This window comes from Sphingomonas alpina (assembly GCF_014490665.1).
In the GTDB taxonomy this organism is placed as follows: Bacteria; Pseudomonadota; Alphaproteobacteria; order Sphingomonadales; family Sphingomonadaceae; genus Sphingomonas; species Sphingomonas alpina.
Map to the genome: position 1 here is coordinate 2,153,499 of NZ_CP061038.1, position 24,085 is coordinate 2,177,583.

At 63.9% G+C, this 24,085-nt stretch carries 27 protein-coding genes, 1 tRNA gene and 4 pseudogenes; 15 read left to right on the forward strand and 17 right to left on the reverse strand.

The window, feature by feature from the left end; genetic code table 11:
- Window positions 1-67: 67 nt before the first annotated feature.
- A complete protein-coding gene (locus H3Z74_RS09895) occupies window positions 68-1,093 on the forward strand; it encodes a serine hydrolase domain-containing protein (RefSeq protein ID WP_187763697.1) in 1,026 nt (341 codons plus the stop codon).
- Between the two features lie 90 nt (window positions 1,094-1,183).
- On the opposite strand, the gene H3Z74_RS09900 is transcribed toward H3Z74_RS09895, so the two are convergent.
- Together H3Z74_RS09900 and H3Z74_RS09905 are read right to left on the reverse strand one after the other, a co-directional pair.
- Window positions 1,184-2,338 (reverse strand): sterol desaturase family protein, encoded by a 1,155-nt coding sequence (locus tag H3Z74_RS09900; protein ID WP_187763698.1) that lies wholly within the window; start codon window positions 2,336-2,338, stop codon window positions 1,184-1,186.
- A 62-nt stretch (window positions 2,339-2,400) separates the two neighbouring features.
- Window positions 2,401-2,829 carry a (deoxy)nucleoside triphosphate pyrophosphohydrolase gene (locus H3Z74_RS09905; RefSeq protein WP_187763699.1) on the reverse strand — a complete coding sequence of 143 codons (429 nt, stop codon included), beginning with the start codon at window positions 2,827-2,829 and terminating at the stop codon, window positions 2,401-2,403.
- A gap of 55 nt (window positions 2,830-2,884) precedes the next feature.
- On the opposite strand from H3Z74_RS09905, the gene H3Z74_RS09910 reads away from it, so the two are divergent.
- Window positions 2,885-3,067: a Flp family type IVb pilin gene (locus tag H3Z74_RS09910; RefSeq protein ID WP_187763700.1), complete on the forward strand. Its 183-nt coding sequence runs from the start codon at window positions 2,885-2,887 to the stop codon at window positions 3,065-3,067.
- A gap of 144 nt (window positions 3,068-3,211) precedes the next feature.
- Window positions 3,212-3,379 carry a Flp family type IVb pilin gene (locus H3Z74_RS09915; RefSeq protein WP_187763701.1) on the forward strand — a complete coding sequence of 56 codons (168 nt, stop codon included), beginning with the start codon at window positions 3,212-3,214 and terminating at the stop codon, window positions 3,377-3,379.
- 102 nt (window positions 3,380-3,481) lie between these two features.
- Here H3Z74_RS09915 and H3Z74_RS09920 read toward each other — a convergent pair whose 3' ends face one another.
- The 4 genes from H3Z74_RS09920 to H3Z74_RS09935 form a co-directional block, all read right to left on the reverse strand.
- Window positions 3,482-4,429, reverse strand: a complete 948-nt coding sequence (locus H3Z74_RS09920) for an acetyl-CoA carboxylase carboxyltransferase subunit alpha (protein ID WP_187763702.1) — start codon at window positions 4,427-4,429, stop codon at window positions 3,482-3,484.
- Between the two features lie 13 nt (window positions 4,430-4,442).
- Window positions 4,443-5,339 carry a tyrosine-type recombinase/integrase gene (locus H3Z74_RS09925; protein ID WP_229727067.1) on the reverse strand — a complete coding sequence of 299 codons (897 nt, stop codon included), beginning with the start codon at window positions 5,337-5,339 and terminating at the stop codon, window positions 4,443-4,445.
- A 56-nt stretch (window positions 5,340-5,395) separates the two neighbouring features.
- Window positions 5,396-7,006, reverse strand: a complete 1,611-nt coding sequence (locus H3Z74_RS09930) for a hypothetical protein (RefSeq protein ID WP_315442989.1) — start codon at window positions 7,004-7,006, stop codon at window positions 5,396-5,398.
- Between the two features lie 199 nt (window positions 7,007-7,205).
- Complete coding sequence (locus tag H3Z74_RS09935) at window positions 7,206-7,343, reverse strand: hypothetical protein (RefSeq protein WP_187763705.1); 138 nt, start codon at window positions 7,341-7,343, stop codon at window positions 7,206-7,208.
- 85 nt (window positions 7,344-7,428) lie between these two features.
- Between H3Z74_RS09935 and H3Z74_RS09940 the strand changes: the two genes are divergently transcribed.
- The gene (locus H3Z74_RS09940) at window positions 7,429-7,968 is read left to right on the forward strand and encodes a shikimate kinase (RefSeq protein WP_187763706.1); all 540 of its coding nucleotides are present in this window, start codon (window positions 7,429-7,431) and stop codon (window positions 7,966-7,968) included.
- A pseudogene (gene aroB / locus H3Z74_RS09945) lies at window positions 7,965-9,078 on the forward strand (3-dehydroquinate synthase). The gene H3Z74_RS09940 and the pseudogene aroB overlap by 4 nt, the downstream one beginning before the upstream one ends.
- An 8-nt stretch (window positions 9,079-9,086) precedes the next feature.
- On the opposite strand, the gene H3Z74_RS09950 reads toward aroB, so the two are convergent.
- The 7 genes and pseudogenes from H3Z74_RS09950 to radA all read right to left on the reverse strand — a co-directional run bounded on the left by H3Z74_RS09950 (window position 9,087) and on the right by radA (window position 14,624).
- Window positions 9,087-9,431: a DUF423 domain-containing protein gene (locus tag H3Z74_RS09950; protein WP_229727007.1), complete on the reverse strand. Its 345-nt coding sequence runs from the start codon at window positions 9,429-9,431 to the stop codon at window positions 9,087-9,089.
- Window positions 9,428-9,940, reverse strand: a complete 513-nt coding sequence (locus H3Z74_RS09955) for a hypothetical protein (RefSeq protein ID WP_187763707.1) — start codon at window positions 9,938-9,940, stop codon at window positions 9,428-9,430. The genes H3Z74_RS09950 and H3Z74_RS09955 overlap by 4 nt, the downstream gene beginning before the upstream one ends.
- Complete coding sequence (locus H3Z74_RS09960; protein ID WP_187763708.1) at window positions 9,931-10,314, reverse strand: diacylglycerol kinase; 384 nt, start codon at window positions 10,312-10,314, stop codon at window positions 9,931-9,933. Before H3Z74_RS09960 ends, H3Z74_RS09955 begins: the two co-directional genes overlap by 10 nt.
- Window positions 10,315-10,327: 13 nt before the next feature.
- A complete protein-coding gene (locus H3Z74_RS09965; RefSeq protein ID WP_187763709.1) occupies window positions 10,328-12,094 on the reverse strand; it encodes a cation:proton antiporter domain-containing protein in 1,767 nt (588 codons plus the stop codon).
- Window positions 12,094-12,517: pseudogene (locus H3Z74_RS09970) on the reverse strand (iron-sulfur cluster assembly scaffold protein). The gene H3Z74_RS09965 and the pseudogene H3Z74_RS09970 overlap by 1 nt, the downstream one beginning before the upstream one ends.
- Window positions 12,514-13,086: a CvpA family protein gene (locus H3Z74_RS09975; RefSeq protein ID WP_187763710.1), complete on the reverse strand. Its 573-nt coding sequence runs from the start codon at window positions 13,084-13,086 to the stop codon at window positions 12,514-12,516. Before H3Z74_RS09975 ends, H3Z74_RS09970 begins: the two are co-directional and overlap by 4 nt.
- 163 nt (window positions 13,087-13,249) lie before the next feature.
- Window positions 13,250-14,624 (reverse strand): annotated as a pseudogene (radA, locus tag H3Z74_RS09980) (DNA repair protein RadA).
- 157 nt (window positions 14,625-14,781) lie between these two features.
- Here radA and H3Z74_RS09985 point away from each other — a divergent pair.
- Window positions 14,782-15,270, forward strand: a complete 489-nt coding sequence (locus H3Z74_RS09985; RefSeq protein ID WP_326838813.1) for an endonuclease domain-containing protein — start codon at window positions 14,782-14,784, stop codon at window positions 15,268-15,270.
- On the opposite strand, the gene H3Z74_RS09990 is transcribed toward H3Z74_RS09985, so the two are convergent.
- On the reverse strand, window positions 15,153-15,857 hold the full coding sequence (locus tag H3Z74_RS09990) for a glutathione S-transferase N-terminal domain-containing protein (RefSeq protein ID WP_187763712.1): 705 nt from the start codon (window positions 15,855-15,857) through the stop codon (window positions 15,153-15,155). The two genes, H3Z74_RS09985 and H3Z74_RS09990, sit on opposite strands and share 118 nt — an antisense overlap.
- A 60-nt stretch (window positions 15,858-15,917) precedes the next feature.
- Here H3Z74_RS09990 and H3Z74_RS09995 point away from each other — a divergent pair, with 60 nt between their 5' ends.
- Window positions 15,918-17,066 carry a glycosyltransferase family 4 protein gene (locus H3Z74_RS09995; RefSeq protein WP_187763713.1) on the forward strand — a complete coding sequence of 383 codons (1,149 nt, stop codon included), beginning with the start codon at window positions 15,918-15,920 and terminating at the stop codon, window positions 17,064-17,066.
- Between the two features lie 22 nt (window positions 17,067-17,088).
- Here the strand turns inward: H3Z74_RS09995 and H3Z74_RS10000 are convergent, their stop codons facing one another.
- Window positions 17,089-17,406 (reverse strand): DUF2218 domain-containing protein, encoded by a 318-nt coding sequence (locus H3Z74_RS10000; RefSeq protein ID WP_187763714.1) that lies wholly within the window; start codon window positions 17,404-17,406, stop codon window positions 17,089-17,091.
- Window positions 17,403-18,008 (reverse strand): PadR family transcriptional regulator, encoded by a 606-nt coding sequence (locus H3Z74_RS10005; RefSeq protein WP_229727008.1) that lies wholly within the window; start codon window positions 18,006-18,008, stop codon window positions 17,403-17,405. The genes H3Z74_RS10000 and H3Z74_RS10005 overlap by 4 nt, the downstream gene beginning before the upstream one ends.
- Window positions 18,009-18,334: 326 nt before the next feature.
- On the opposite strand from H3Z74_RS10005, the gene H3Z74_RS10010 reads away from it, so the two are divergent.
- The 4 genes from H3Z74_RS10010 to H3Z74_RS10025 are packed head-to-tail and all read left to right on the forward strand — an operon-like array spanning window position 18,335 to window position 21,207.
- A complete protein-coding gene (locus tag H3Z74_RS10010) occupies window positions 18,335-19,663 on the forward strand; it encodes a replication-associated recombination protein A (RefSeq protein ID WP_187763715.1) in 1,329 nt (442 codons plus the stop codon).
- Complete coding sequence (locus H3Z74_RS10015; RefSeq protein WP_187763716.1) at window positions 19,660-20,010, forward strand: MmcQ/YjbR family DNA-binding protein; 351 nt, start codon at window positions 19,660-19,662, stop codon at window positions 20,008-20,010. Before H3Z74_RS10010 ends, H3Z74_RS10015 begins: the two co-directional genes overlap by 4 nt.
- Window positions 20,007-20,357, forward strand: a complete 351-nt coding sequence (locus H3Z74_RS10020) for a hypothetical protein (protein WP_187763717.1) — start codon at window positions 20,007-20,009, stop codon at window positions 20,355-20,357. Before H3Z74_RS10015 ends, H3Z74_RS10020 begins: the two co-directional genes overlap by 4 nt.
- Entirely contained in the window at window positions 20,341-21,207 is an 867-nt protein-coding gene (locus H3Z74_RS10025; RefSeq protein ID WP_187763718.1) for a hypothetical protein, read from the forward strand. Before H3Z74_RS10020 ends, H3Z74_RS10025 begins: the two co-directional genes overlap by 17 nt.
- A gap of 122 nt (window positions 21,208-21,329) precedes the next feature.
- On the opposite strand, the gene H3Z74_RS10030 is transcribed toward H3Z74_RS10025, so the two are convergent.
- Complete coding sequence (locus H3Z74_RS10030; RefSeq protein WP_187763719.1) at window positions 21,330-21,917, reverse strand: DUF308 domain-containing protein; 588 nt, start codon at window positions 21,915-21,917, stop codon at window positions 21,330-21,332.
- Between the two features lie 196 nt (window positions 21,918-22,113).
- Here H3Z74_RS10030 and H3Z74_RS10035 point away from each other — a divergent pair, with 196 nt between their 5' ends.
- From H3Z74_RS10035 to H3Z74_RS24875, 4 genes and pseudogenes are all read left to right on the forward strand, one after another.
- A complete protein-coding gene (locus H3Z74_RS10035) occupies window positions 22,114-22,695 on the forward strand; it encodes a TetR/AcrR family transcriptional regulator (RefSeq protein ID WP_187763720.1) in 582 nt (193 codons plus the stop codon).
- Window positions 22,696-22,823: 128 nt separating this feature from the next.
- Window positions 22,824-23,303 carry a Ros/MucR family transcriptional regulator gene (locus tag H3Z74_RS10040; RefSeq protein ID WP_187764258.1) on the forward strand — a complete coding sequence of 160 codons (480 nt, stop codon included), beginning with the start codon at window positions 22,824-22,826 and terminating at the stop codon, window positions 23,301-23,303.
- 164 nt (window positions 23,304-23,467) lie between these two features.
- Window positions 23,468-23,543: transfer RNA gene (locus H3Z74_RS10045), tRNA-Thr, on the forward strand.
- A gap of 296 nt (window positions 23,544-23,839) precedes the next feature.
- Window positions 23,840-23,938: pseudogene (locus H3Z74_RS24875) on the forward strand (integrase core domain-containing protein); the annotation flags it as partial.
- Window positions 23,939-24,085 lie beyond the last annotated feature (147 nt).

Sequence of the window (24,085 nt, forward strand, 5' to 3'; positions counted from 1 at the left end):
CGGTAGCGCGTATTCGCCAGCATATGCAATATTATCGATAATATAACGACTCATACTGGAGAGGCATATGCGCCCGGCCTTGCTCATCTCGACGATGCTTGCCGCCATGACGATCGCCGCGCCCGCGACGGCGAAGCCCGACGCCATGTCCTGCGCCGCCGCAACGCGCTATTCCGACGCACATCGGGGCGTGGCGGTCCATGTGCTCGATCATGGCAAGATCGTCTGCGATACGGCGCAGGGTGGCCACACGGCCCCGCACGAGCTCTGGTCGGGCACCAAGAGCTTCGTCGGCATCATGGCCGCAGCCGCCGTGCAGGATGGCCTGCTCACCCTTGATGAGCCGGCCTCGGCGACACTGATCGAATGGCAAGGCGATCCGCAGAAAAGCAGGATCACGATCCGGCAGATCCTCTCGATGACCAGCGGTCAGCCGAGCGTGATCGGCAAGCCGCCGACCTATCGGGACTCGCTCGATGGTGCGCTCGTTGCCGATCCGGGGACCCGCTTTCTGTACGGCCCGACGCCGATGCAGAGCTTTGGCGAAATCCTGAAGCGCAAGCTGAAAGCGGCCGGACAATCGGATAACGTGCTGGCCTATCTCGCGCGGCGCGTGCTCGATCCGATCGGCCTGCGCTATGCCGACTGGCGCAAGGGCATCGACGGCAATCCGCTGCTGCCGCAAGGTGCGATACTTACCGCGGCGGAATGGGCGAAGTTCGGCGAATTCATCCGCGCCGGCGGCACGGTGGCAGGCAAGCCGATCGTCGACCCGGCCAGCTTCGCTGCAATGTTCAAGAGCGGCGCGGTCAATCCAGCCTATGGCCTGACCTGGTGGCTGCCGCATGTAGGGAAAGCGGCCGACCCGATCACCGCCGGCACCGATATCGGGCGGAGGGCGGCGGAACTGCCCGCCGATATCGTCCTTGCCGCCGGCGCCGGGGACCAGCGGCTCTATGTCATTCCGTCGCTCGGGCTGACGATCGTGCGCATGGCCGATCTGGATATCGCCGCGTTGATGAATCCGCCAAAGGACCCGGCCAAGCGCTGGTCCGATGTCGATTTCCTGAAGCTGCTGAAAGCGACTGATTAGAATCTCGTCGACCTGGATGGAATCACATCTTCCGTTCGTGCTGAACTTGGGCGAACGGAAGGGAGTGGATCAACTCAGCTCGAAATCATTCTAGCCGGCCTTCCGCTTGAACAAATTGCGGAATGGATAGGCGAATTGCGCGCGATAGCCGCGCGGCACTTCCTCCATCACGCCATATCCCGAGGGCCATTCGCCCTTGGGGAAATGATGCGTGCCGAACAACCGGTCGAGCCAGGGGAAGTGGATCGCGAAATTCTTGTCGATCGCGACATCCTCGATCCCGTGGTGCCAATGGTGGAAGCGCGGCGTGACGAGGAACTTGCCGAGCGTATCGAAATCACCGCGCAGATTGGCGTGCACCAGCGAGGCGTAGATATAGACCATCGCGACATAGGCCTGCATCACCGAGGGCGCGAAGCCGAAGGTGAGCAGCGGCAGCGAGGTCACGCCACGCAGCAGGATGATTTCCACGAAGTGCATTCGCGAACCCGCCAGCCAGTCCATCGACTTGGCCGAATGATGCACGGCATGGAATCCCCATAGAAAGGGCCAGCGGTGAAAGGCGCGGTGAAACCAATATTGCATCAGATCGGTGAGGAACATCGCCGCAGCGAACTGCACCAGCCAGGGCAGGCCGCCGACCCAAGCGCGGAACTGGCCGAAATTGCTGGTCGAGGCCATGATGAAGGTCGACGGCGCCAGCGCGAGGAAAGTGATCAGCTGCACCATCATCGAGCTGACAAGATAATAGAACAGATCCTCGCGCCATTCGGTGCGGAACAGGCGCTGATCGCCGCGGTGCGGGAAGATTCGTTCGATCGGGGCAAACATCAGCCCCGTCGCGATCATGTTCAGCGCGAAGAAATCGATCCCGAAAAAGATCCCCCAATTATGGCTCTCGGCCGGCTGGACGGCTGCACCGCCAAGCAGGGTGGCGACCAATGCGATGATCAACGCAGTGGCGCCCAGTGCCTTGCGCGGCCGGAGCAACAGGCTGAGCAGCGCCAGACCATAAGCGGCAAGCAGAGTGACATGGACAAAGGCGCGAAAGCCGCTCTGCCCGCGGACCAGTTCGAGCTGTGGCATGGCGAACCAGTCGGGCCAGCGAAGCGCTGCAACGAAGCAGAGCCCGGCCACGGCGAATACCAGCGAGAAGAACCCCGCAAACCAGCCCGTACCAAAGCCCCGCGCCTCGATCGGTGCCTCGAGATCGCGCAGCAGATTGCCGATCAGTCCCCGTTTCATCGCTTGTGCTCCCCGTCGCCGCGTACGATCATATCCCGAGCGTGCCGGCAAAAGCCACCATCTCAGATCAGCCGCTCGAGCAGGCCGATCAACGGCAGATCGGCGGGCGGCATGGCCAAAGCATGGAGGTCGGCCGGTGCGACCCAGTCGATCGCCACCGCATCCAACGCGCGCGGCGTTCCGCTCCACGTACGGCAGAGATAGAGCAGCAGCAGCAAATGCCGTTCACCCAGCCTTTCGCTGGCAAAGGCGGTGGGTACGATGCTCGCCGCCGAAACCGTGATGCCGAGTTCCTCGTGCAACTCACGGATCAGCGCCGCCTCCGGTGTTTCGCCGGGTTCGAGCTTGCCGCCAGGGAACTCCCACAGTCCGGCCATCATCTTCCCTGGCGGGCGCTGTTGGACCAATACCCTGCCCTCACCATCGATCAGCGCAGCGGCGACGACGGGAAATAGGACCAGTTCCGCTCTTTCGATGACGGCGTTCGCCATTGATTAACTCTCCTGCCCTAAATCGGGTGTCTATATCCGACACGGGCGAACCCGCATGATCATGAGCGCGATAAAAAGGCTGGCGGGAAATCGCAAAGGTGGCACCGCCATCGAATACGGCCTGATCGCCGCGCTGGTCGTCATCACCATGATCGCCGCCTTTGTCGAGGTCGCCAACACGACCACCGGCATGTGGGGCAATGTGAACAACAAAATGGAAAACGCACGCGCGAACTAATAAAAAGTTCCGCACAATCGCATCCGCGACGCGTTTTTTCGCCCCAGCTTAAACTTTCATCAACCTAGCGCTCCTACACCTGTGGTTGCTGTCCCGGTTCTCCGGTTCAGCCGGGTAACTGAAGTCTGACAAGGGAGACCGGAAATGCAGAAGATTCGCAACTTCATCAAGAATAGCAAGGGCGCCACCGCCATCGAGTACGGCCTGATTGCCGCACTGATCGCCGTCGCCGCAATCGCCGCGATGCAGGGCCTGGGCAACCAGCTGAAGACCACGTTCACGAACGTGTCGTCGAACATGAAGGCTACCTGAGCTTTTCTAAAGCTTAAAAGAATTGGGCGGCGGAACTTCGGTTCCGCCGCCCTTTTTCTGTTATTCGCGAGAGCTATGGTTAATTGCCTGTTAGCTCGATCTTCAGAGTCGCCCCATGGCAAGAAACTTTTCACGGCGCGCCTGACGCAATTGTTTCGAGTCGTGGCCATTCAATTCGTCCAGTGCGTCGCCGATCGCATCGCCCAATGTCGCGATCGCCAGGGCCGGATCGCGATGCGCGCCCCCAAGCGGTTCCGGCACGATCGTGTCGATGATACCCAGCCCCTTCAGGTCCTGCGCCGTCACCTTCATCGCCTCTGCCGCGTCAGCCGCCTTGTCGGCGGTGCGCCACAGGATCGACGCGCAGCCTTCGGGCGAAATCACCGAATACACGGCGTGCTCGAACATCAGCACTTTGTTGCCGGCGGCCAGCGCAATCGCGCCGCCCGAGCCGCCCTCGCCGACGATCGCCGCGACCATCGGTACCCCAAGCGCCAGGCACTGCTCGGTCGAGCGCGCGATCGCTTCGGCCTGGCCGCGCTCTTCGGCCTGGACACCGGGAAAGGCACCTGAGGTATCGACCAGAGTAACGACTGGCAGGCCGAACCGATCGGCCAGCTGCATCAGGCGGATCGCCTTGCGATAGCCCTCCGGCTTGCCCATGCCGAAATTGTGCCGCAGGCGACTGGCGGTATCGTCGCCCTTTTCATGGCCGATCACCATCACCCGCTGGCCACGAAACTGCGCAAAGCCACCGAGAATCGCCTGATCGTCGCCAAAGGCACGATCACCGGCGAGCGGCATGAAGCCGTCGAACAAGCCGGCGACATATGTCAGGAAATGCGGGCGCTCGCCGTGCCGCGCGACCTGAGTCTTCTGCCACGGTGTCAGCCGCGCATAGGTATCGCGCAGCGCCTTGTCCGACTTGGCCTGTAGCCGCGCGACCTCGGCGTCGATATCGACCGTGCCGTCGGCGGCGGTTTCGCGCAGTTCATCGATCCGCCCTTGCAGGTCGGCGATCGGTTTTTCGAAGTCGAGGAAGCTTGCCATCAGGTCGCGTCGGTTAAGCCCCCTGCCCTTTCACGTCAACGCGCTCCTTTGCGTCCGGCCGGTGCTTCGCATCGGTCAGCGGGTGACGGCTGTTGACCAGTTCGACCAGCCGCGCGCTGTCGATATGGGTGTAAATCTCGGTGGTGGCGATATCGGCATGGCCAAGCATCGATTGCAGTGCGCGCAGATCCGCGCCGCCCTCAAGCAGGTGAGTCGCAAAGGCATGGCGCAGAACGTGCGGGCTGACCCGGTCCGGCGGAATGCCCGCTTCCGCCGCCAGCGCCTTCATCAACTGATAGAGGCGCACGCGCGACAAATGGCTCTTGCCGGATGGAAACAGCCATGCACGATCGGTGGCGACATGATCACGCCACCCCGCCACAGCCGCACGCGCACGATCCGAGATCGGCACCAGCCGTTCGCGCCCCCCCTTTCCGCGCAGAATCAGATAGGGCCGGTCGGGTGCGATGGCATTGCGCGGCAGCGACACCAGTTCGGTCGCGCGCAGCCCCGATCCGTAAAGCAGTTCGACCAAAGCGAGCAGGCGAAGATCGTTTGGATCGGGTGGATCGCGCGCGATCCTTGCGGCAATGGCAGCGAATAGCCGATCGACATCGCCATGGCCAAGCGTCTTGGGCAGCGCACGCTGCGCGCCCGGACGGGGCAGTGCGACACCCGGATCGTCGGCGCGATGCCCCTCATCGGCGAGAAAAGCGTAGAAGCGCCGCAACGCCGCTGATTTGCGCGCCACGCTTGACCGCGACAGCGTCAGCCAATGCTCGCCCAGACGACCAAGATCGGCCGGCGATGCCGTTGCCAGCCGCCCCTTGAGATGCTCGGATGCGAGCATCAGGTCGCTGCGATAGGCGGCGATCGTGTTCTTCGCCGCCCCGGCCTCCGCCGCCATCATTTCCAGGAACCGCTCGACCAAATCCCTGTCGGGCGGCGACCGGTCCACCGGCGCAGTCAAAGCCGTGCAATCGCCTCGGCAGCGATCATCCGTGCCTCGCCGGTCAGGCCGACCGCGCGAAGCGCACTGACCGTACGGAACAACACCTCAGGCGGAACCCCATGCCAGTCACTGGTCTGCATCCCGATCGCCGCAAGCAGCAGGACCAGGCCAGGCTGGTTCTGTCGCGCGGCACGGTCGATCGCCCGGGTCCAGCCATTTTCATTGCCGATCGGCACGTCGAGCGAACGCGCCCCACTCTCCGCTTCAGCAGCGGAAATCTTGCCCAACCCGGCCATCCCGGCAAAGAACATCCGCCGCTTCAGTCCGGTGCCGTCATTCTTCCCGGCATAACCGCTGACATCGCCATAGCTATAGCCAGTGCCTGAATCGGTTTCGGCCAGCACCAGCATCGCCCAGGCGTCGCTGCCTCGCTCGGCGCGACTCCGCCAGCGCTGCGCGAAACTGTCCAGGCCCGCAGTCAGCATCGATGCGACGACGCGGTCGACATCGGCCTCCACCGTATCAACTGGCAGGCGTGCTACGGCGCGCGCGGTCAGGATCAGTCGCGCAAACCGGCCATCGGCGGTCTTGGGTTCATCCCACAGAGTGCGCAGGGCGGCCATGCGCTCGGCCCGGGTCGCACCATTATAGGCGGTACGCAGATCGCGGGCCACGCCGATCTCGGCGATCGATTGATCGTCCTCGGCATCAAGTGCGCCGTAAAGATCGACCAGAGCCGCGTTGGAGAGCACACCGCGCGCCGCGGCATAGTCGGCCGGCGCGATCCGGCTGCGCGTATCCAGCATCGGCGACAGCGCACGCCATGCCTGCACATGCGGCGCGGCGGTCTTGAGCAAGCTGTCGGGAATCTCCGTGCCGGTAGCGGTCGCCAAGCCGTAGCGGAACGCGGTCAGCTGCGAGACGGCATCCCATTCGATCGTGATCGCCTGGCGACCGCGCGACCCGGTGCCGGCGACCTTTTTGGCGAGCAGAATATCGATGCCACGCGCGACCCCCGCCTTTTCGGCCGCGTTGAGCGCCGGGGTCGATTTGGCCGGCAATCCGGCCAGCCCCGCGCAGATAGCCGGAGCGAGCAACCAGGCGCGCTCGCGCGCAACCTTGGCGCCCTGATCGGCCAGCGAGCACAGCGCGCCGGGATCCCCGGTCGCCAGCGCCGCCTGCATCGCCGCCTGATAGAGTTTTGGCGTGTAATTGTCCGAATCGACGCTCTGCACGACCGCGCGCGCCGCAACCGATTCGCCCATGCGAACGAGGAGCCAGGCTCGCTCGGCGGCGAAATCGGCACCATTGACCCGCGCGGGCGTGTCGATTCGCGCCATCAGCGCCCGGCGCAGGCCGATCGACAGCCAGCGCGAAGCGACCGGCGCGTCCAGATACCGCATCAGCGCTTCGAGATAGATGCCATCGGCGCCGCGGAATGCCGTCGGCCCAAGCGCGCCCTCGGCTGGGCCGGCAGCCCCGACGCTGGCCAGCGACCGCCGAGCATAGTCCGGCATCTCGTACCGAACGCTCGTCGTAACTTGCGGCAGCGTGGGGTCGACCGGCGCCGGCGTCGCCTCCGCGACAGGCGCGTCCGGCACGTCGGTTGCCCCGGATGTCGGCACGGCCACGACTCCGGACGCCGTCGGACGCGGCACTTGCGTCGTTGCGGGCGTCGTCGGACGTGGGCGCGGCGGCGGAGCCGGCGCAGGCGTCGTGACCGGTTCGTTGAATCCGGGTGGCAGCAGCGATTCAGGCTTGTCCTGTCCCAGCGCGGGTATTCCCGCGCCAAGCAACATTATCGCCAGTGCGCCGAGCGAAGCGCTAGTTCGAGAGATTCGCAAGCGGAACCACCTTCTCGACTCGAACCGGCGCCTTTTCCTTGGCGCTTCCGGCCAGCAGAAACAGTCCGCCGATCAGTACGACCAGAACGACGATGAGCGTAACCATCAAGCGGGACATGAAAAAAACCCTGTGAAAACGAATTACAAGTCGAGAGCAGCGACCTTTTGCCGCAGACGCGGGGTCGCTGTATAGCCCCGGCGCAATGTTGCAAAGCCACTCCCCTCCCGAGCCCTGGACCGGCCTGCCTATCGTCCTTGTCGGCCTGATGGGTGCGGGTAAGTCAACCGTCGGCCGTCGGCTCGCCGCGCGCATGCGCCTGCCCTTCGTCGATGCCGACAATGAGATCGAGGCCGCTGCAGGTATGTCGGTCGCCGATATATTCGAAAAATTCGGCGAAGCGCATTTCCGCGACGGCGAACGCCGCGTCATCGCGCGGCTGATCGACGGCACGCCGAAGGTCATTGCGACCGGCGGTGGCGCTTTCATAAACGACGACACCCGCACGCTGATCCTCGAGCAGGCGATCGCGATCTGGCTCGACGCCAACGCCGATGTGCTGGCCGATCGGGTGCAGCGCCGCGATTCCCGTCCGCTCCTCCGCGGCCGCAATCCGCGCGACGTGCTGATCGAACTCGCCAAGGTGCGCAACCCGTTCTACGCGATGGCGCCGATCCGGGTGCCGAGCCACCACGCTCCGCACGAAGTTACCGTCAACGCAATCCTGAAAGCGCTCGGCTCATGACCATCATTACCGTCGAGCTGGGCGCGAGAAGCTACACGGTTATGGTCGAGAACGGCCTGCTTGCCGGGGCGGGCGAGCATCTTGCGCCGCTGTCGCGCGGGCGGACGATGGCGATCGTGACCGACGAGAATCTTCGGCCGCATCTCGCCACATTACAGGCGTCGCTGCACACAGCGGGCGTCGCGAGCGACGCAATCGTGCTCCCCGCCCGGTGAAGGCAGCAAGAGCTGGGCAACGCTGGAACTATTGACCGACAGCTTGCTCGACCATGGCGTGGAACGCGGCGATCATGTCATCGCACTCGGCGGCGGCGTGATCGGCGATCTGGTCGGCTTTGCCTGCAGTATCGTCAAACGCGGCTGCGGCTTCGTCCAGATCCCGACCACGCTGCTCGCCCAGGTCGATTCGTCGGTCGGCGGCAAGACCGCGATCAATTCGCGCGCCGGCAAGAACCTGATCGGCGCCTTCCATCAGCCGGCGCTGGTGCTGGTGGATCCAACCACCCTCGACACGCTGCCGCTGCGCCAGGTCCGCGCCGGCTATGCCGAAGTGGTGAAATACGGCCTGATCGACGATTTTGGCTTTTTCGAATGGTGCGAAGCCAATGCCTCCGCCCTGCTCGCCGGCGATGCCGACGCCCGCACCCATGCGATCGCCCACAGCATCGCCGCCAAGGCGCGTATCGTTGCCGAGGATGAGTATGAGACCAGCGGCAAGCGCGCGCTGCTCAACCTCGGCCATACTTTCGGCCATGCGCTGGAGGCCGAGGCGGGCTTTTCCGACCGACTGCTGCACGGCGAGGGTGTCGCGGCGGGCATGGCGCTGGCGTTCGGCTATTCGGCGGAACGCGGGCTTTGCCCGGGCCAGGACGCCAGGCGGGTTGCGGCACATTTGCGAGCTGTCGAGCTGCCCGACAGCGTGTCTGCCGCTGGCATTCAGGCCGACGGCGCAACGCTGGTCGCGCACATGCTGCATGACAAGAAGATGGATGCCGGCACCCTGCCCTTCCTGCTCGCGCGCGGCATCGGCCAGACCTTTGTCGACAAGTCGGTGGAGCTGGCCGACGTGACGCGCTTCCTCGACGCGCAGGCGGAGCGCGTGTCGGCCTGAGCCGATACTCAGGCCGGCGTGCGGAACGCGACCCAGGCCAGCCACAGCCAGCCGATGATCAACAGCATGCCGCCGATTGGTGTGATCGGGCCGAGAATCGATCGCGGCAACCCTAGCGCCATGAGATAAAGGGAGGCGGCGAAGAGCGCGCCGCCCGACAGGAACAGCACTGCCGGTCCTTTCGCGTCGAGGCGCAGCACGGCAAGCGCGGCAACCGCATGGATCAACTGGTACAACCCGCCGGTCTTCAGCCATTCCGCGGCAGCACCGCTCGCACCATGCGCACCGAATGCGCCCGCCCCAACCGCAAGCGCGCCCGAAAGCGCCGCCAGAATCATCAATATCTGTGTCATCCACACCCCGCTTGCGCCGCAACGCGTTTGATCCGGCCTCTATCGGATTGTTTCAGTGTCGCCAGACGATCGTCGAAGAAAATCAGCAGCGGTTCGCCGGGGTCGGGGTCACTGATCACCGCAACGATTTCCTTGCCCGCCTTGGTTCGGTAGTGAATCGCAATGTCCGCACTGAGCGCGTCGAGATCGTCGCTGCGCGGTCGCGCCCGTTTCAGCGCAGCGATCGTCACGGCAATCTGCCCGCGTGTCAGCCAGCATGTCTTTGCACGGCGGACGGGAACAACGCCGTCGCTGCGCTTGGCATAATACCCCTTCTCCCCCTTGGCCAAATCGCTGATCGGCCAGATCTCGGACAGGACCAATCGCGCGGATTTGATCGTGCGCGCATCGATATGCCGAAATTCCGGTGCGACGCCGGCACGCCCCCTGGCCGATAGCGGGACAGCCAATACCAGCCCAATCAGCACCGGCCACGCCGTCATCATCGCAGTCAGCCTCATCATTGCCATGTCGCGAGTTCCCCCAGCAAAGCCGGCGCTTGTGTGGTGACCAGCGCCACCGCGACGATCAAGGCCGCGACGCTGATCGCCAGCACCGCGCCCGCCAGCATATCCTTGGCCGCCTTGATCTCGGGATGAATCTTCGGATGGAACCGGTCGATCACTGCCTCGAGCGCCGAATTGATCAGCTCGAGCGCCAGCACCAGCGCGCTCGTCACCACGATCAGAGTCCACCAGATTGGCGATGGACGCAGGATCAGCAGCGCGACGATCGCCAATACCGCGCAGCACGCCTGAGTCCGGAAGCTACGCTCCCTCCGCCACGCCGCCTGCCAGCCCGCCACCGCGAAGCCCAGCCGATCGCGCAGCGGACGATTCTTCATATCAAACAAGTCGTCATATCGAGCCGGACTCGTCGATGCCGCTCCGGGGATCCTGCGTGATGATCCGGTCGCGCGCGGCCCGGAGATCGCCGGCCTCATATTGCGCCTTCAACCGTTCCTTGTCGCGCGCCCGGTAGTGCTCCTCGGTCCGGACGATCTCTTCCTCCTCGATTCCGAGGCTGCGCATCGCCATCCTCGCCATCTTGACCGCCGATTCCATTACCTCGCGCACCACGCCCGAGGTCGGCGCATCCTTCAGCTTGAGCAGCGCACGACGGTCATAGGCACGCACGAAAATCTCCGCCTTGGGAAATGCCTTGTGTACCGCCTCGACCATTTCCGGGCCGATCTGATCCTTGTCGAGACAGAACATGATCAGTTCCGCCTCCGCCGCGCCGGCCTGGCGCAGCAAATCCATGCGCGTGCCGTCGCCATAATAGACCTTCGCGCCGAAATTGCCGGCTACGTCGATCATCTCGATATCATTGTCGATCAGGGTCACCGGAATGCCCTGCGCAACCAGCATCTGGCCTACGGTCTGGCCGAACCGCCCGTAACCAACGATCAGTGCATTGGCACCGTCCGAGGTCGGCCCCTCGCGATCCTCCAGCCTGACCGGCTCGGTCCGGATGCGTTGAGTCACCCGCATCAGGAATGGTGTCGTCGCCATCGACAGCGTGACGATGGCCCCGAACAGGCTCGCCGCCTCGGGCGCGATCAACAGCGCATTCTGCGCCTGAGCAAACAGGACGAAGGCGAATTCGCCCCCCTGGCTGAGCAACAGACCGAGCGCCAGCGCCTCGCGCCAGCGCATCTTGAACAGCAATCCGATGCCCATGATGATCGCCGCCTTGGTCGCGATCAGGGCCAGCGCCATCCCCGCAACAAACAAGGGCCGTTCGGCGATCGCATGCAGATCGAGCAACATACCGATGGTCAGGAAGAACAGACCGAGCAGGATCGAGCGGAACGGCTCGACATCGGCCTCCAGCTCATGGCGATAAGGCGAATCCGCCAGCATCACGCCGGCGACGAATGCGCCGAGCGCAGTCGACAGGCCGAGCGATTCCATCACCGCCGCGCTGGCGATGACGGTGAAGAGCCCCGCAAAGACGAACATCTCGCGCTCGCCCATATTGCCGATGGTGCGGAACAAGGGACGCAGCAGGAAGCGCCCGGCCAGGATCAGCCCGGCGATCGCGATCAGCGTATAGATGAACAGCAGCCAGCCCGGTGGGCCATCGGCATCGGCGGGATTGCGCGACATCACCGCGATGATCGTGATCAGCGGCACGATCGACAGGTCCTGGAACAGCAGGATCGAGAAGGCGCGCTCTCCGAACGGCGTGCGCATGCGTCCGGCCGACTGCAGCATCGGCAGGACCTGAGCGGTCGAGGACAGGGCGAGCGGCAGGCCAAGCGCCAGCGTGGCGGCGACCGATGATCGCGTCCCGACCCACACGACGGCGGAAATGGCGAGGCCGCACAACACGACCTGCAGCGTGCCGAGCCCGAAAATCTCCTGCTTCATCCGCCACAGCCGCGACGGATTCAGCTCAAGCCCCACGATGAACAGCAACAGGGTGATGCCGAGCTCGGCAATGCCCATCTTCGATTCGGCGCCGCCGACCAGGCCGAGCAGTTGCGGCCCGACCACTGCGCCGGCGACGAGATACCCCAGCGTGGCACCGAGCCCAAAGCGCCGGAAGATCAGCACGAAGATCAGGCCGAAGCCAAGCAACACAACGCCGTCGCGAAGCAGAGAAGCGCCGTGCTCCATCAGCGCGCGGCCTGAGCGGCAGCGTCAGCAGCGGCTTCGAAAGCGAGGCGGATCGAAGCATGCCGCGCGGTATGCGGTAAGGCCGGCACGAACAGGTCGAATCCCGTCCAGCCCGGCACCGGTCCTTCACCTGCCAGCCATGCGGTCAGCGCGTCGCGGGCCTCGGCCAGTTGCTGTGGTGTCTTGCCGACAATGTCTGCTGCCAGCAGGGAAGAGGATGCCTGTCCCAGCGCGCACGCCCGGACCAGCATGCCGACCTCACCGACCCGGCCTTCGGCGTCGAGATTGACATCGACCGTCACCCGGCTGCCGCACACCGGCGAGCGTTTTTCCGACGATCCCATCGGGTCGGTCAGTCGGTCCTGACAGGGGGATGGTCGCGGCGAGCCGCAGGATTTCGGTATTGTAGAGCGGTGCGTTCATCGCCGTGCTCCCCGGGTCATGTTGGAGCCGCTCTCGGTCATATTGTCTCCCGCGCCGAACACTGGCTGCCCCTTGCGTCGCCGGTCGACGAAATCGGCGATGCTTGCGCTGGTCGTGTTGAGCAACGGATAGGTGCGAGATTCGGTCAGCCATGAAGGGCGATGCGACGCCCCGCCACTCATCGTATCGGTCACCAGCACCACGAGCAGGAACACCAGGCTCGCCAGGATCAGGCCCTTGATCGCGCCGAAGCCGAAGCCGAGCGCGCGATCGACCGGTCCGAGCACTGACGTCCGCGTCCGGTTGCCGAGCGCGCCCGCCACCATCCGCCCGCCGAAATAGGTCACGCCGGCAATGATCGCGAAGGCCAGCACCGCCGCGCCCGATGCCGTGCCGACCATCGGCGCCAGGATCGCCGAAACCGGCATGTGCAACAGCTTCAGCGCGAAAACGATCGCGACCCAGGCGAACAGCGACAATATTTCGGTCACGAAGCCGCGCATCAGCCCAAGGCCGGCCGAACCGATCACGGCAATCAGCACCAGGATATCGAGTGCGGTCAGTCCCATCGTGCCTTCATGCCTTTAGCGCTCGCTCGCCCCTGACCGCTCGTTTCGCGCGACGTTGAGAAACAGGCCGCTGAGATCGTGGCAAGGTTTCTCGACGTCGCGCGAGACGACCGCGGGGTGATTGTCCCAGAGCGATGGAGATAGAGCGCCGAACCGGTCGGCGCTACCCACGCCCGAGCATATGATCGACGAAATCGCCGAGGGTCCTGAACCCGGTGAGTTTCAGGCCGCTCTTGTCGTCCGTCACGGCAGCAGGAACCAGCGCCCGCTCGAACCCGAGCTTGCTCGCTTCCTTCAATCGGAGCGCGCCATGTGCGACCGGCCGGATCTCGCCAGACAGCGCGATTTCGCCGAACGCCACGGCATCGACCGGCACGGGCCGCTCGCTCAACGCGGAGACCAGAGCGGCGGCGACCGCCATATCGGCTGCCGGATCCTGCACCCGATACCCGCCGGCGATGTTGAGATAGACTTCCGAGGTCGAGAAACTCAGCCCGCAGCGAGCCTCGAGCACCGCCAGCACCATCGCCAGCCGGCCCGAGTCCCAGCCGACCACCGCACGCCGTGGCGTCGCTCCCGAGGCCAGCCGCACCACCAAAGCCTGTATCTCGACCAATACCGGCCGCGTGCCCTCAAGCGCCGGGAACACCGTTGTGCCGGTCACGCCTTCATCGCGCTGCGTCAGGAACAATGCCGAGGGGTTGGATATCTCGGCCAGCCCTTCGGCGACCATCGCGAACACGCCGATCTCGTCCGTGCCGCCAAAGCGGTTCTTGATCGCGCGCAGGATACGATATTGATGACTGCGCTCGCCTTCGAAGCTCAGCACGGTGTCGACCATATGCTCGAGCACGCGGGGACCGGCGATGCTGCCGTCCTTGGTGACATGCCCGACCAGCACCACTGCGGTGCCGCGCTCCTTGGCGAAGCGAATCAGCTCCTGTGCCGACGCCCGCACCTGGCTGACCGTGCCCGGCGCGCCTTCGATCAGGTCGGAATGCATCGTCTGGATCAGAATCGATCACCAGCAGCGCGGGTGGCCGCCCTTGCCCCAGCGTGGTCAGGATATCGCGCGTCGAGGTCGCCGCAGCGAGTTGCAGCGGCGCATTGCCGAGGCCGAGCCGACGCGCGCGCAACCGTACCTGATCTGCCGCTTCCTCGCCCGAGACATAGACGATCGACAGCCCGGCCAGCGCCATCTTTGCGGCAGCCTGCAACAGCAAGGTGGATTTACCGATCCCCGGATCGCCGCCGATCAGCGTCGCCGATCCCTCGACGAAGCCGCCCCCAAGAGCGCGGTCCAGTTCGGCGATCCCGCTCGGCATCCGCTCGGGCAGGGCGATCTCGGCGTCGAGACCCACCAACTGGAACGCGCGGCCGCCGGACTGAAGGTTATGCTTGGCCTGAAACGGCGTGACGGTGCCGCCCGCTTCCTCGACCAGGGTGTTCCATTCCGCGCAATCGGCGCACTGCCCCGCCCAGCGATGCGAGACCGATCCGCAGGCCTGACAGACATAGCGTTTCTGAGGTTTTGCCATCAGCGCGCGCTATCAGAAATGGAACGATAGGGGAACAGACAACTTATTCCCCTCCCTGAAAGGGAGGGGTTAGGGGTGGGTTGGCGAGCACAGCGAGCCGTTCTAAGCTTCCCTCATGCGCCGCGTTTCGAAACTAATGACCGACCGAGCCAGAGCAATGCGGCGAGAGCCGAGTGATGCTGAGCGCGTGCTGTGGAAACTGTTATCGCGCTATCGGCCTGCGTTCACGCGGCAGCTTTCGGTCGACAACCGGTACATCATCGATCTGGCCAACCGGACGGCAAAGCTCGCAGTGGAACTCGATGGGAGCCAGCATCATGACCAGGCTGACTACGATTCTGAGCGAACCACTTATCTTGAAAATCTGGGCTGGACCGTCATTCGCCTGTGGAACAGCGACGTGATGATGAATCCGGAAGGAAGCGCCGAACTTGTTCTGTCGAGAACCGCCGAGTGCCTCGGCGGTACCCACCCCAACCCCTCCCTTCCAGGGAGGGGAGAAAGAGGGTGCCGCACTATAAATAGACCTTATGCTCTGGCCGGAATCGCCAACCCCTTCTGCACCGCAAGCCGCGCCAGACCGCGTTCCAGCCAGGCCGGCACATTCTTCAGCGTGTCGAACTCGACGATCTCGCCGGCTTCGTAGAAGCCGATCAGGTTCCGGACCCATCCCAAAGTCGCGATATCGGCGATGCTGTACTCGTCACCCATGATCCAGCTGCGCCCTTCGAGCCGCTGCTCCAGCACGCCGAGCAGCCGCTTCGATTCAGCCGCATAGCGATCGCGCGGCCGTTTATCTTCATATTCGCGCCCGGCGAATTTGTGGAAGAAGCCAAGCTGGCCGAACATCGGCCCAAGGCCGCCCATCTGCCACATCAGCCAGGCGATCGTTTCATAGCGTGTGGCCGGATCGGCGGAGAGGAACTTGCCGGTCTTTTCCGCAAGGTAGATCAGGATCGCGCCGGATTCGAACAGGCCGATCGGCGCGCCGCCCGGGCCATTGGGGTCGATGATGGCCGGGATCTTGCCATTGGGGTTGAGCGAGAGGAATTCCGGGGTCCAGCTCTCATTCTTGCCGATATCGACGAGGTGCGGCTCATAAGGCAGGCCGGTCTCCTCCAGCATGATCGATACCTTGACGCCATTGGGGGTCGGCAGGCCGTAAAGCTGAATACGGTCGGGATGTTGCGCCGGCCAGCGGGTCGTGATCGGAAAATCGGCAAGATCGGTCATGGAGGTCTCCTTCGCGGTGGAGATAGTCACGCGCCTCCGGCTTCGCTATGCCCCGCCACCATGCAGGCAACCGACCTCCGCGTAGCCCTCTTCAGCGGCAATTATAATTATACGCGCGACGGGGCAAACCAGGCGCTGAACCTGCTTGTCGGGCATTTGCTGAAACAGGGCGTGACGGTGCGCGTCTATTCGCCGACCAGCCGCCGTCCGGCCTTCGCGCCGACCGGCGACCTGGTCAGCGTGCCGTCGCTGAAACTTCCCGGTCGCGACGAATACAAGATCGCGCGCGGCCTGCCCGCCGGCATCCGGCGCGACCTGGCCGCATTCGCGCCCAATGTGATCCATGTCTCGGCGCCCGAAATGCTGGGCCACCGCGCGGTCAGCTATGCGCGCAAGCATGGCATCGCGGCGGTCGCCTCGCTCCATACCCGGTTCGAGACGTATCCGCGCTATTATGGCCTGGGTTTTCTCGAACCGATCATGATCCGGTTGCTGACCCGCTTCTATAACCGGTTCGATCAGGTGGTGACGCCCGGAGACTCGGTGGCGACGCTGATCCGCAGCTGGGGCGTGACGACGCCGGTGTCGATCTGGTCGCGCGGTGTGGATCATCACCGTTTCCGCCCCGGCGCGCGCGACCTCGCCTGGCGCCGCTCGCTCGGCATTGCCGATGATGAGGTCGCGATCGGCTTTCTTGGCCGTCTCGTGCTGGAAAAAGGACTGGATATCTTCGCCGATGTGGTGACGACGCTGCAGCGACGCGGCGTGAAGCACCGTGTGCTGGTGATCGGCGACGGCCCGGCGCGCAACTGGTTCGCGGAACGCGTGCCCGATGCGGCCTTTGCCGGATTCCAGCGCGGCGACGATCTCGGCCGTGCCGTCGCGTCGATGGATGTGCTGTTCAATCCATCCGTGACCGAGACGTTCGGCAATGTCACGCTGGAGGCGATGGCGGCCGGCGTACCGGTAGTCGCGGCGCGCGCCACGGGCGCGATCGACCTGATCGAGGAGGGCGTGAACGGCTATCTCGTGCCGCCACGCGATGTCGGCGCTTATGCCGACGCGATCGCGCGGCTGGTCCAGAATGACGAGGCCCGCCACGCTGCGGGCGCGGCGGGCCATGCCAGGGCGGCGGCCTATGAGTGGGACGCGATCAACCAGACGGTGATCGACACCTATCTCGACGTGATGGCACGCCGCGGACTTTGAAGCCGCGCCCGTCGCGCGCGGCTTATTTCCAGTCGAACGCCAATGGTGCTTCGCGAAACGCGAAGCGGTCGAGGTGACGCGCAACCGCATCCTTCAACCCGTCGAGCTGCCCGACGGAGCTCGCATCGATCCGCACCTCAAGCGCCTCGGCACCGGCATCGAACGTCACCAGCCCGTCACCGGGCCAGTCGGCGCCGCGCGCGTTCTTCGGGAACACCACGGTGCCGTGTTCGGGGGTGAACGCCACCTCCAGATTATGCTGCCAATGCTTGCATAATTGCTGGAGGTAGCGGCTCCCGTTCGCGGTCGGAACCGAAGCGACAGCCGCCACCGCGCTCATTTCAGCCGCTCGATCTTCTGCGCGACCTCGTCGAGCAATGCTGCGATCTCATGCTGCGCATCGCCTTCGATATCTTCGCGCATCAACCGATGCTGGAGCACCGAGCGAAGATTGTGCATCGCGCGACGTACCGGCGCGACATCGGTCCGCTCACGCTGCGCACCGACTTCGGCGAGCCGCGCGAACAGGGCATCGACCTGTTCCTGGTTTTCCGCGAGGTGCGCCGCCCCGGCTTCGGTGACCGCAAACAGTTTCTTGGCGCCCTCGGCGACCTGTTCCTCGATCAGCCCCATATCGGACAGCAAGGTGATGGTCGGATAGACCACGCCCGGGCTCGGCGCATAGGCACCGCCGGTCAGTTCCTCGATCTCGCGGATCAGGTCATAGCCGTGACGCGGCTGATCCGCGATCAGCTTGAGCAGCACAAGCCTGAGCTCGCCGCCATCGAACATCCGTCCACGACCCCGGCCACGACCGCCGCGGCCCTCATCGCTGACTTCCCAGCGGACCTCGAACGGACCCCAGCGACGCGAACCACCGCGCGGACCCATGTGATGACCGCCCATGCGGCCATGGCAGCCGCCTCTCTGTGTATTGAACATCATATACCTTTCATATGTCACGATGGCACTAAGATATATCTTGAAACAGTTTAGACAATAGGGAGGGTGAAAAAATTTCATCGCTTTGAGGGCCCCCTCTCCCTCCATCGCTTCCCCGGCGAAGGCCGGGGCCCAGTCGGAAGGATTTGCGGAACGGAGCGCCACGCCAGTTCCCTTCTCCATTGCGACTGGACCAGCATCGGGTTGAACATGCCCCGCATGTTCAAGGATCGTCCGCGGAACGATCCAACCCGATACTCCTTCGCCGGGGAACATCCTGTGTAAACGGGGTGGTGAGCGCGCGCGCACGCCCCTATCTTCAACAGATGGCCGACCTGTTCGCGACGTTCGATCCCCCTGCCCGCGAGACCATCGCGGAGAATGCGCCCCTGGCCGACCGGCTGCGTCCGCGCACGCTCGGCGATGTCGTGGGGCAGGAACATATCACTGGCCCCGAGGGTGCGATCGGCCGGATGGTCGCGGCCGGCCGCCTGTCGTCGATGATCCTGTGGGGCCCACCGGGCACCGGCAAGACCACCATCGCACGACTGCTTGCCGATGCCGTCGATCTGCGCTTCGTCGCCATCTCCGCAGTCTTTTCCGGCGTGGCCGATCTCAAGAAAGCCTTTGCTGAGGCACGCGAGCACGCGAAGATCGGCAAGCGCACCTTGTTGTTCGTGGATGAGATCCACCGCTTCAACCGTGCACAGCAGGACGGTTTCCTCCCCTATGTCGAGGACGGCACCGTCACGCTGGTCGGCGCGACCACCGAAAACCCGTCGTTCGAACTCAACGCAGCCGTGCTCAGCCGTGCGCAGGTGCTGATCCTCCACCGGCTCGATGCAGCCGCATTGGGCAAACTGCTCGACCGCGCTGAAGAGGTCGAGGAACGCCCCCTGCCCCTCACGCTCGAGGCGCGCGAGGCCATGATCGCGCAGGCCGATGGCGATGGCCGCTTCCTGCTCAACCAGGCCGAGACGCTGTTCTCGGTCGACCTGCCCGAGCCGCTCGACCCGGCCGGTCTATCGGCATTTCTGCAACGCCGCGTCGCAGTCTATGACAAGGACCGCGAGGGCCATTACAATCTCATTTCCGCGCTGCATAAATCGATGCGCGGCAGCGATCCCCAGGCCTCGCTCTATTATCTCGCGCGCATGCTGACCGCCGGCGAGGAACCGCTCTATCTCCTGCGCCGCATCACGCGCTTTGCCAGCGAAGATATCGGCCTCGCCGATTCGAATGCGCTGGTGGTGTGCCTTGCCGCCAAGGACGCCTATGATTTCCTCGGCAGTCCCGAAGGCGAAGTCGCCATCGCCCAGGCGTGCCTCTATTGCGCGACCGCGCCCAAATCGAACGCCGTCTATGTGGCGCAAAAAGCGGCATGGCGCAGCGCGAAGGAAACCGGCTCGCTGATGCCGCCGCAGAATATCCTCAATGCACCGACCCGGCTGATGAAGGATATCGGTTACGGCAAGGGCTATGCCTATGACCATGATGCTGAAGGCGGCTTTTCCGGGTCGAACTACTGGCCCGAGGAAATGAGCCCGCAGACCTTTTACGAACCGACTGACCGCGGCATGGAAAAGCGCATCGCAGAGCGCATGGCCTGGTGGCAGGAGATGAAGGACGGTGGGGCCAGGGACGGCGGACGATGAGCCTCGACTGGGACAGCGTCACTGCCTTCGCGCTCGCCTTGCCCGATACCGGTATTTCGACCAGCTATGGCAGTCCGGCGGTCAAGATCGTCTCCAATGGTCGTGCCTTCATTCATACCGGCCGCGAGGCGGGATCGTTCGTGCTGGCGATCGATCAGGACACCAAGGAAATGCTGATCGAGACGGACCCCGACAGTTTCTGGCAGACGCCGCACTATCATGGCTGGCCGGGCCTGCTGGTCCGTTATGGCAGCAGCGATCCCGAACGGGTCCATGCGATGATCGAACGCGCGCACGACTGGGCCGCCGCAAAGCCCGAAGTGAAGCCGCGCAAGGCGAAACAATGAGCTTCGGCTGGGACGAGGCGGTCGCCTTTGCGCTGTCGCTTCCCGGCGTCGCGATCGGCGTCGGCGCGAAAGGATCGACCTCACCGCAAATCCGTAGACAACAGCTTATCTCGCAAGGCCGGGCACCCGGCACATTCGTCCTGCGTGCCACGCGTGAGGAGATCGAGGTGCTGAAAGAAACCGACCCGGACTGCTTCTGGCAGACGCCGCAATATGAAGGCTGGCCGACAGTGCTGGTGCGGACCGACGCTGCCGACCCGGAGCGGTTGAAGACATTGATCGAACGCGCCTGGTGGGATCGTGCCACCGGCGCGCAGCGAGCGGAGCGCGGTGGCGACCGTCCCTGATCATTTCTCCCAATTCGCAGCGATCGACTGGTCGGGCGCCAAGGGCAGCAGCCATCCCGGCATTGCGCTGGCGCTGTGCGAAGCCGGTGATGCCGCGCCGGTGATCGTCGATCCCCCCGGCAAAGCCTGGTCGCGAACCGAAATTCTCGACTGGCTCCGCGCCCGTGCAAATACGCCACTGCTGGTCGGATTCGACTTCAGCTTCTCACCGCCCTTTCTCGAACGCGGCGCCTATCTTCCCGGCGAATCCGTCACCACCAATCCGCGCGATTTCTGGGCCTATGTCGATGCACATAGCCCCGATGCCGATCTTGGCGCCGCATCGTTCCTCGAAGACCGGCGCGGCACGCATTTCTATCTCGGCGCGGCCGATGGTGCCAAGGCGGACTTCATGCATCTCCGCCGTGTCGAGGCGCATCACAAGGCCAATGGCGGCGGCAAGCCGACCACCGTCTATGACGCGATCGGCGCGGCGCAGGTCGCCAAGGCAAGTTTTGCCGGCATGCGCGTGTTGTATCACCTGGGTGGAGCAATTCCCGTCTGGCCGCTCGATCCTATTCCGGAAAACGGCGCGTGCATCGTCGAGATCTACACCGCGATCGCCGCCCGCGCCTCGGGACTTCGCAAAGGCCTGAGCAAGCTTCGTGATGCGGCCGCGCTCGATACCGCTCTAGCGGCAATCGGTTCACGGCCGCACGTCCCGCTTGCCCGCTATACCGACCACGCGACCGATGCGATCCTCACCGCCGCCTGGCTCCGTGCCAATGCGCATCGACGCGAGTTGTGGCAGCCCGTTGCCATGACTCCCGAAATTGCCCGCACGGAGGGCTGGACCTTCGGCGTGCCCTGACTCGACGGCCTCTGCCCTCCGGCGCGGGGGCAGCCGCCTTGTGAAATTGATACCGCCGGTTTGTGTCCAGCGCCCGGCACCACTCCGAATTCCGGCATTCAGGCCGCTCTTTTCAGTGACGTTCAGGCGGCGACGCGATTCGAGCCGTGACGAGCATCGCTCACCGTCAGCCAGATCGCGGATATCAGAAAGTAGAACGCACCAAACGCCGCGTACGGGGCGATATCCGTAATGCCGACGGCCTTGGTCCCGCCAGCCATGATGACGAAGAAGATGCCGGCGAGCGCAGACTGAACGCCGCTGAGGATCATCGCCCATTGTGCCCCGGCCCTCCAGCGGCGGACGCCCGTCACCAGCTGGAACAGGCCAGCGAGTGCAGCCCATGCGCCGAACACGGCGAGCACTGCATTCATGCTCCTGCCGAGCGCGACGAAGACGGCCGCCGCAGTGATCGCGCTGACGATGAAATTCAGCATCTGGCTCTTGTTGCGACCCAGCCCGCCGCTCTGCCTGGCGTCGATGACGTTGGCGAGCGCGTCCCATGCCGGATAGGCGACCAGCATGACGGCTGCGAGCGCCGGCATGCTCTTCGCTATCGTAAAGGCAGCCGCGACCCAGATGGCCGAAACCGCGAAGCGGATGAAATAATAGCTTTTGAGCCAGCTGGAGGAAGATTCGATGGGGTGCTGGTCGATGGCTTGGATTGACATGATGACTGCTCCGTTTGATTGTCTACCTACTAGAAGGTAGACTAGCGGTAATCAACCCCCTTCATCGTCCATCCCGGTCGATACCCGGGCGGACGGGCGGATGTGACGGCGACGTTATGCAACGGTCGAGGCCAGGTTTTCGCGGCTTGCAATCAGTTGGCCGCGAAATATATCGACCTATCAGAAGGTAGGGAACATGAGCGCGATCTTGAGCGATACGGCGGGAAAATTGGTGGACGGCGCCGCCCAGCTGATTATGCGCGGCGGGTATAATGGGTTCAGCTACGCAGACTTGGCGAAGCGCTTTGGCATCCGCAACGCAAGCATACACCACCATTTCCCATCCAAGGTCGATCTGGTCGTCGCCGTCGTGGAGCAGGCACGCATGGCCATCCGGGCGCAGATCGCCGCTCTCGATCAGGGCTCGCCCGAGGCAATGGACCAACTGCTGATGTACACCGGCTATTGGGAGCGCTGCATCAAGGACCAGACTGCGCCATTCTGCCTTGCCGCGATCCTCGCCGCCGAGTTGCCGAGCCTGCCGCAAGAAGTCGCGAATTCTGTCCGCGGGCACTTCGTCGATCTTGCCAGATGGCTCGAACTGGTCTTCGCGCTCGGCGTGAAGCAGGGCACGATGAAACTTGCCGCATCACCGACGATCGAGGCGGAGACGTTCATGGCGGCAGTGTACGGCGCGATGCTGGCCGCACGCGCTTTTGATGACCCCCACCGATTCAACCGCATCGTCGAGGCATTCATCCAACGGATCCGGGCCTAGCCGCATTCCGAGAGTCTTTTCCATCCGCTCGGCAGATGATCTGGAAGTTCCAATAGTTCTATTATTGTAGCAATTGACCGATCTTGACGATATGCTCGGCGCGCAGAGCATTACTGCGAGTGGAGAATATCGTGACCGAAGAAACTTCCCTGAATGCCGTCGAACTGGCAACCGAACTGACCATCGCTTGGCTGTCCAACCAGAATAACCGCGTGTCCGCCGACGAGGTTCCGGCATTTCTGCGGACGATGCATGCAACCGTCAATGAATTGGCAACCGGCTCGTCGGGCACCGGATCGGCCGCCGGCGAAGATGCGGCGTCCGGCGAAGACTTCACGCCTGCCGTGACGGTGCGCAAGTCGCTCGCATCGAAGGATCACCTCATCTCGCTGATCGACGGCAAGCCCTACAAGACGCTGCGCCGGCATCTGTCGACGCATGGCCTGTCGCCGGAAGACTATCGCCAGCGCTATAATCTCAAGACCGATTATCCAATGGTCGCCGAGAACTACTCGATTGCGCGGCGCGAAATGGCGAAGAAGATCGGCCTTGGCCGCAAGCCCGGCCAGAAGCCGGCAGGTCGCAAGGCGGCCAGCAAGCCCGCCTGATTTCCCGAACATTGCAAGCGCCACCCGATCAGCGACCGGGTGGCGCGAGCCTGGTCAACCGGCTCGCGTTGCGACCTGTTTCGCACCCCAATTTCCTCTTGACCCTTCAGGGCCAAGATCAGATAGGAACCAGCGCCGCAGAATCCCGCGGTTTTCTGAAGATCGCCGGTTTAGCTCAGCTGGTAGAGCAGCGGTTTTGTAAACCGAAGGTCGCGGGTTCGATTCCTGCAACCGGCACCACATCCGAGTCCTAGTGATTCGGCCCTTAAGTCATTGATCCCACAAATTTAAAGTCGCCCAAAAGGTTTACCTGGATTCGACCGGGTTAGACCCGGCTGGACACCTCTTGGCTCCCGATTTGTGACCTGATTTTTGACCTGCAGACCGGCCTGGAGTCGGAAAATGGAAAGAAGGAAGGCCCCTGACACCTGCCAGCATCGATGCGCTGAAAGCAGGAAATCAAGTTGACCCGGCCACACCGGGGCTCTCGATTGAAGTTCGCGCCGGCGGAAAGAAGCTGTGGCTGTACCGGCGGCGAATCGCTGGCAACAGCGAGACGGATCACCGAGGCATGGCGGACGAACTACAACAACGTGCGTCCGCACAGCAGCCTTGGCGGGTTGGCACCCGCCGAGTTTACTAACCGCCCACGCCGGGGGCATATGGACACCGAAGCTAACTTATCCGCGGCCTGAAAATGGGGAGCAGGTCAGCGGGCCGGCGTGAGCCGTGCGAGCTTCTACCGTCGCTTTCCTAATCCGGCCACGGCATAATCAAAGAGC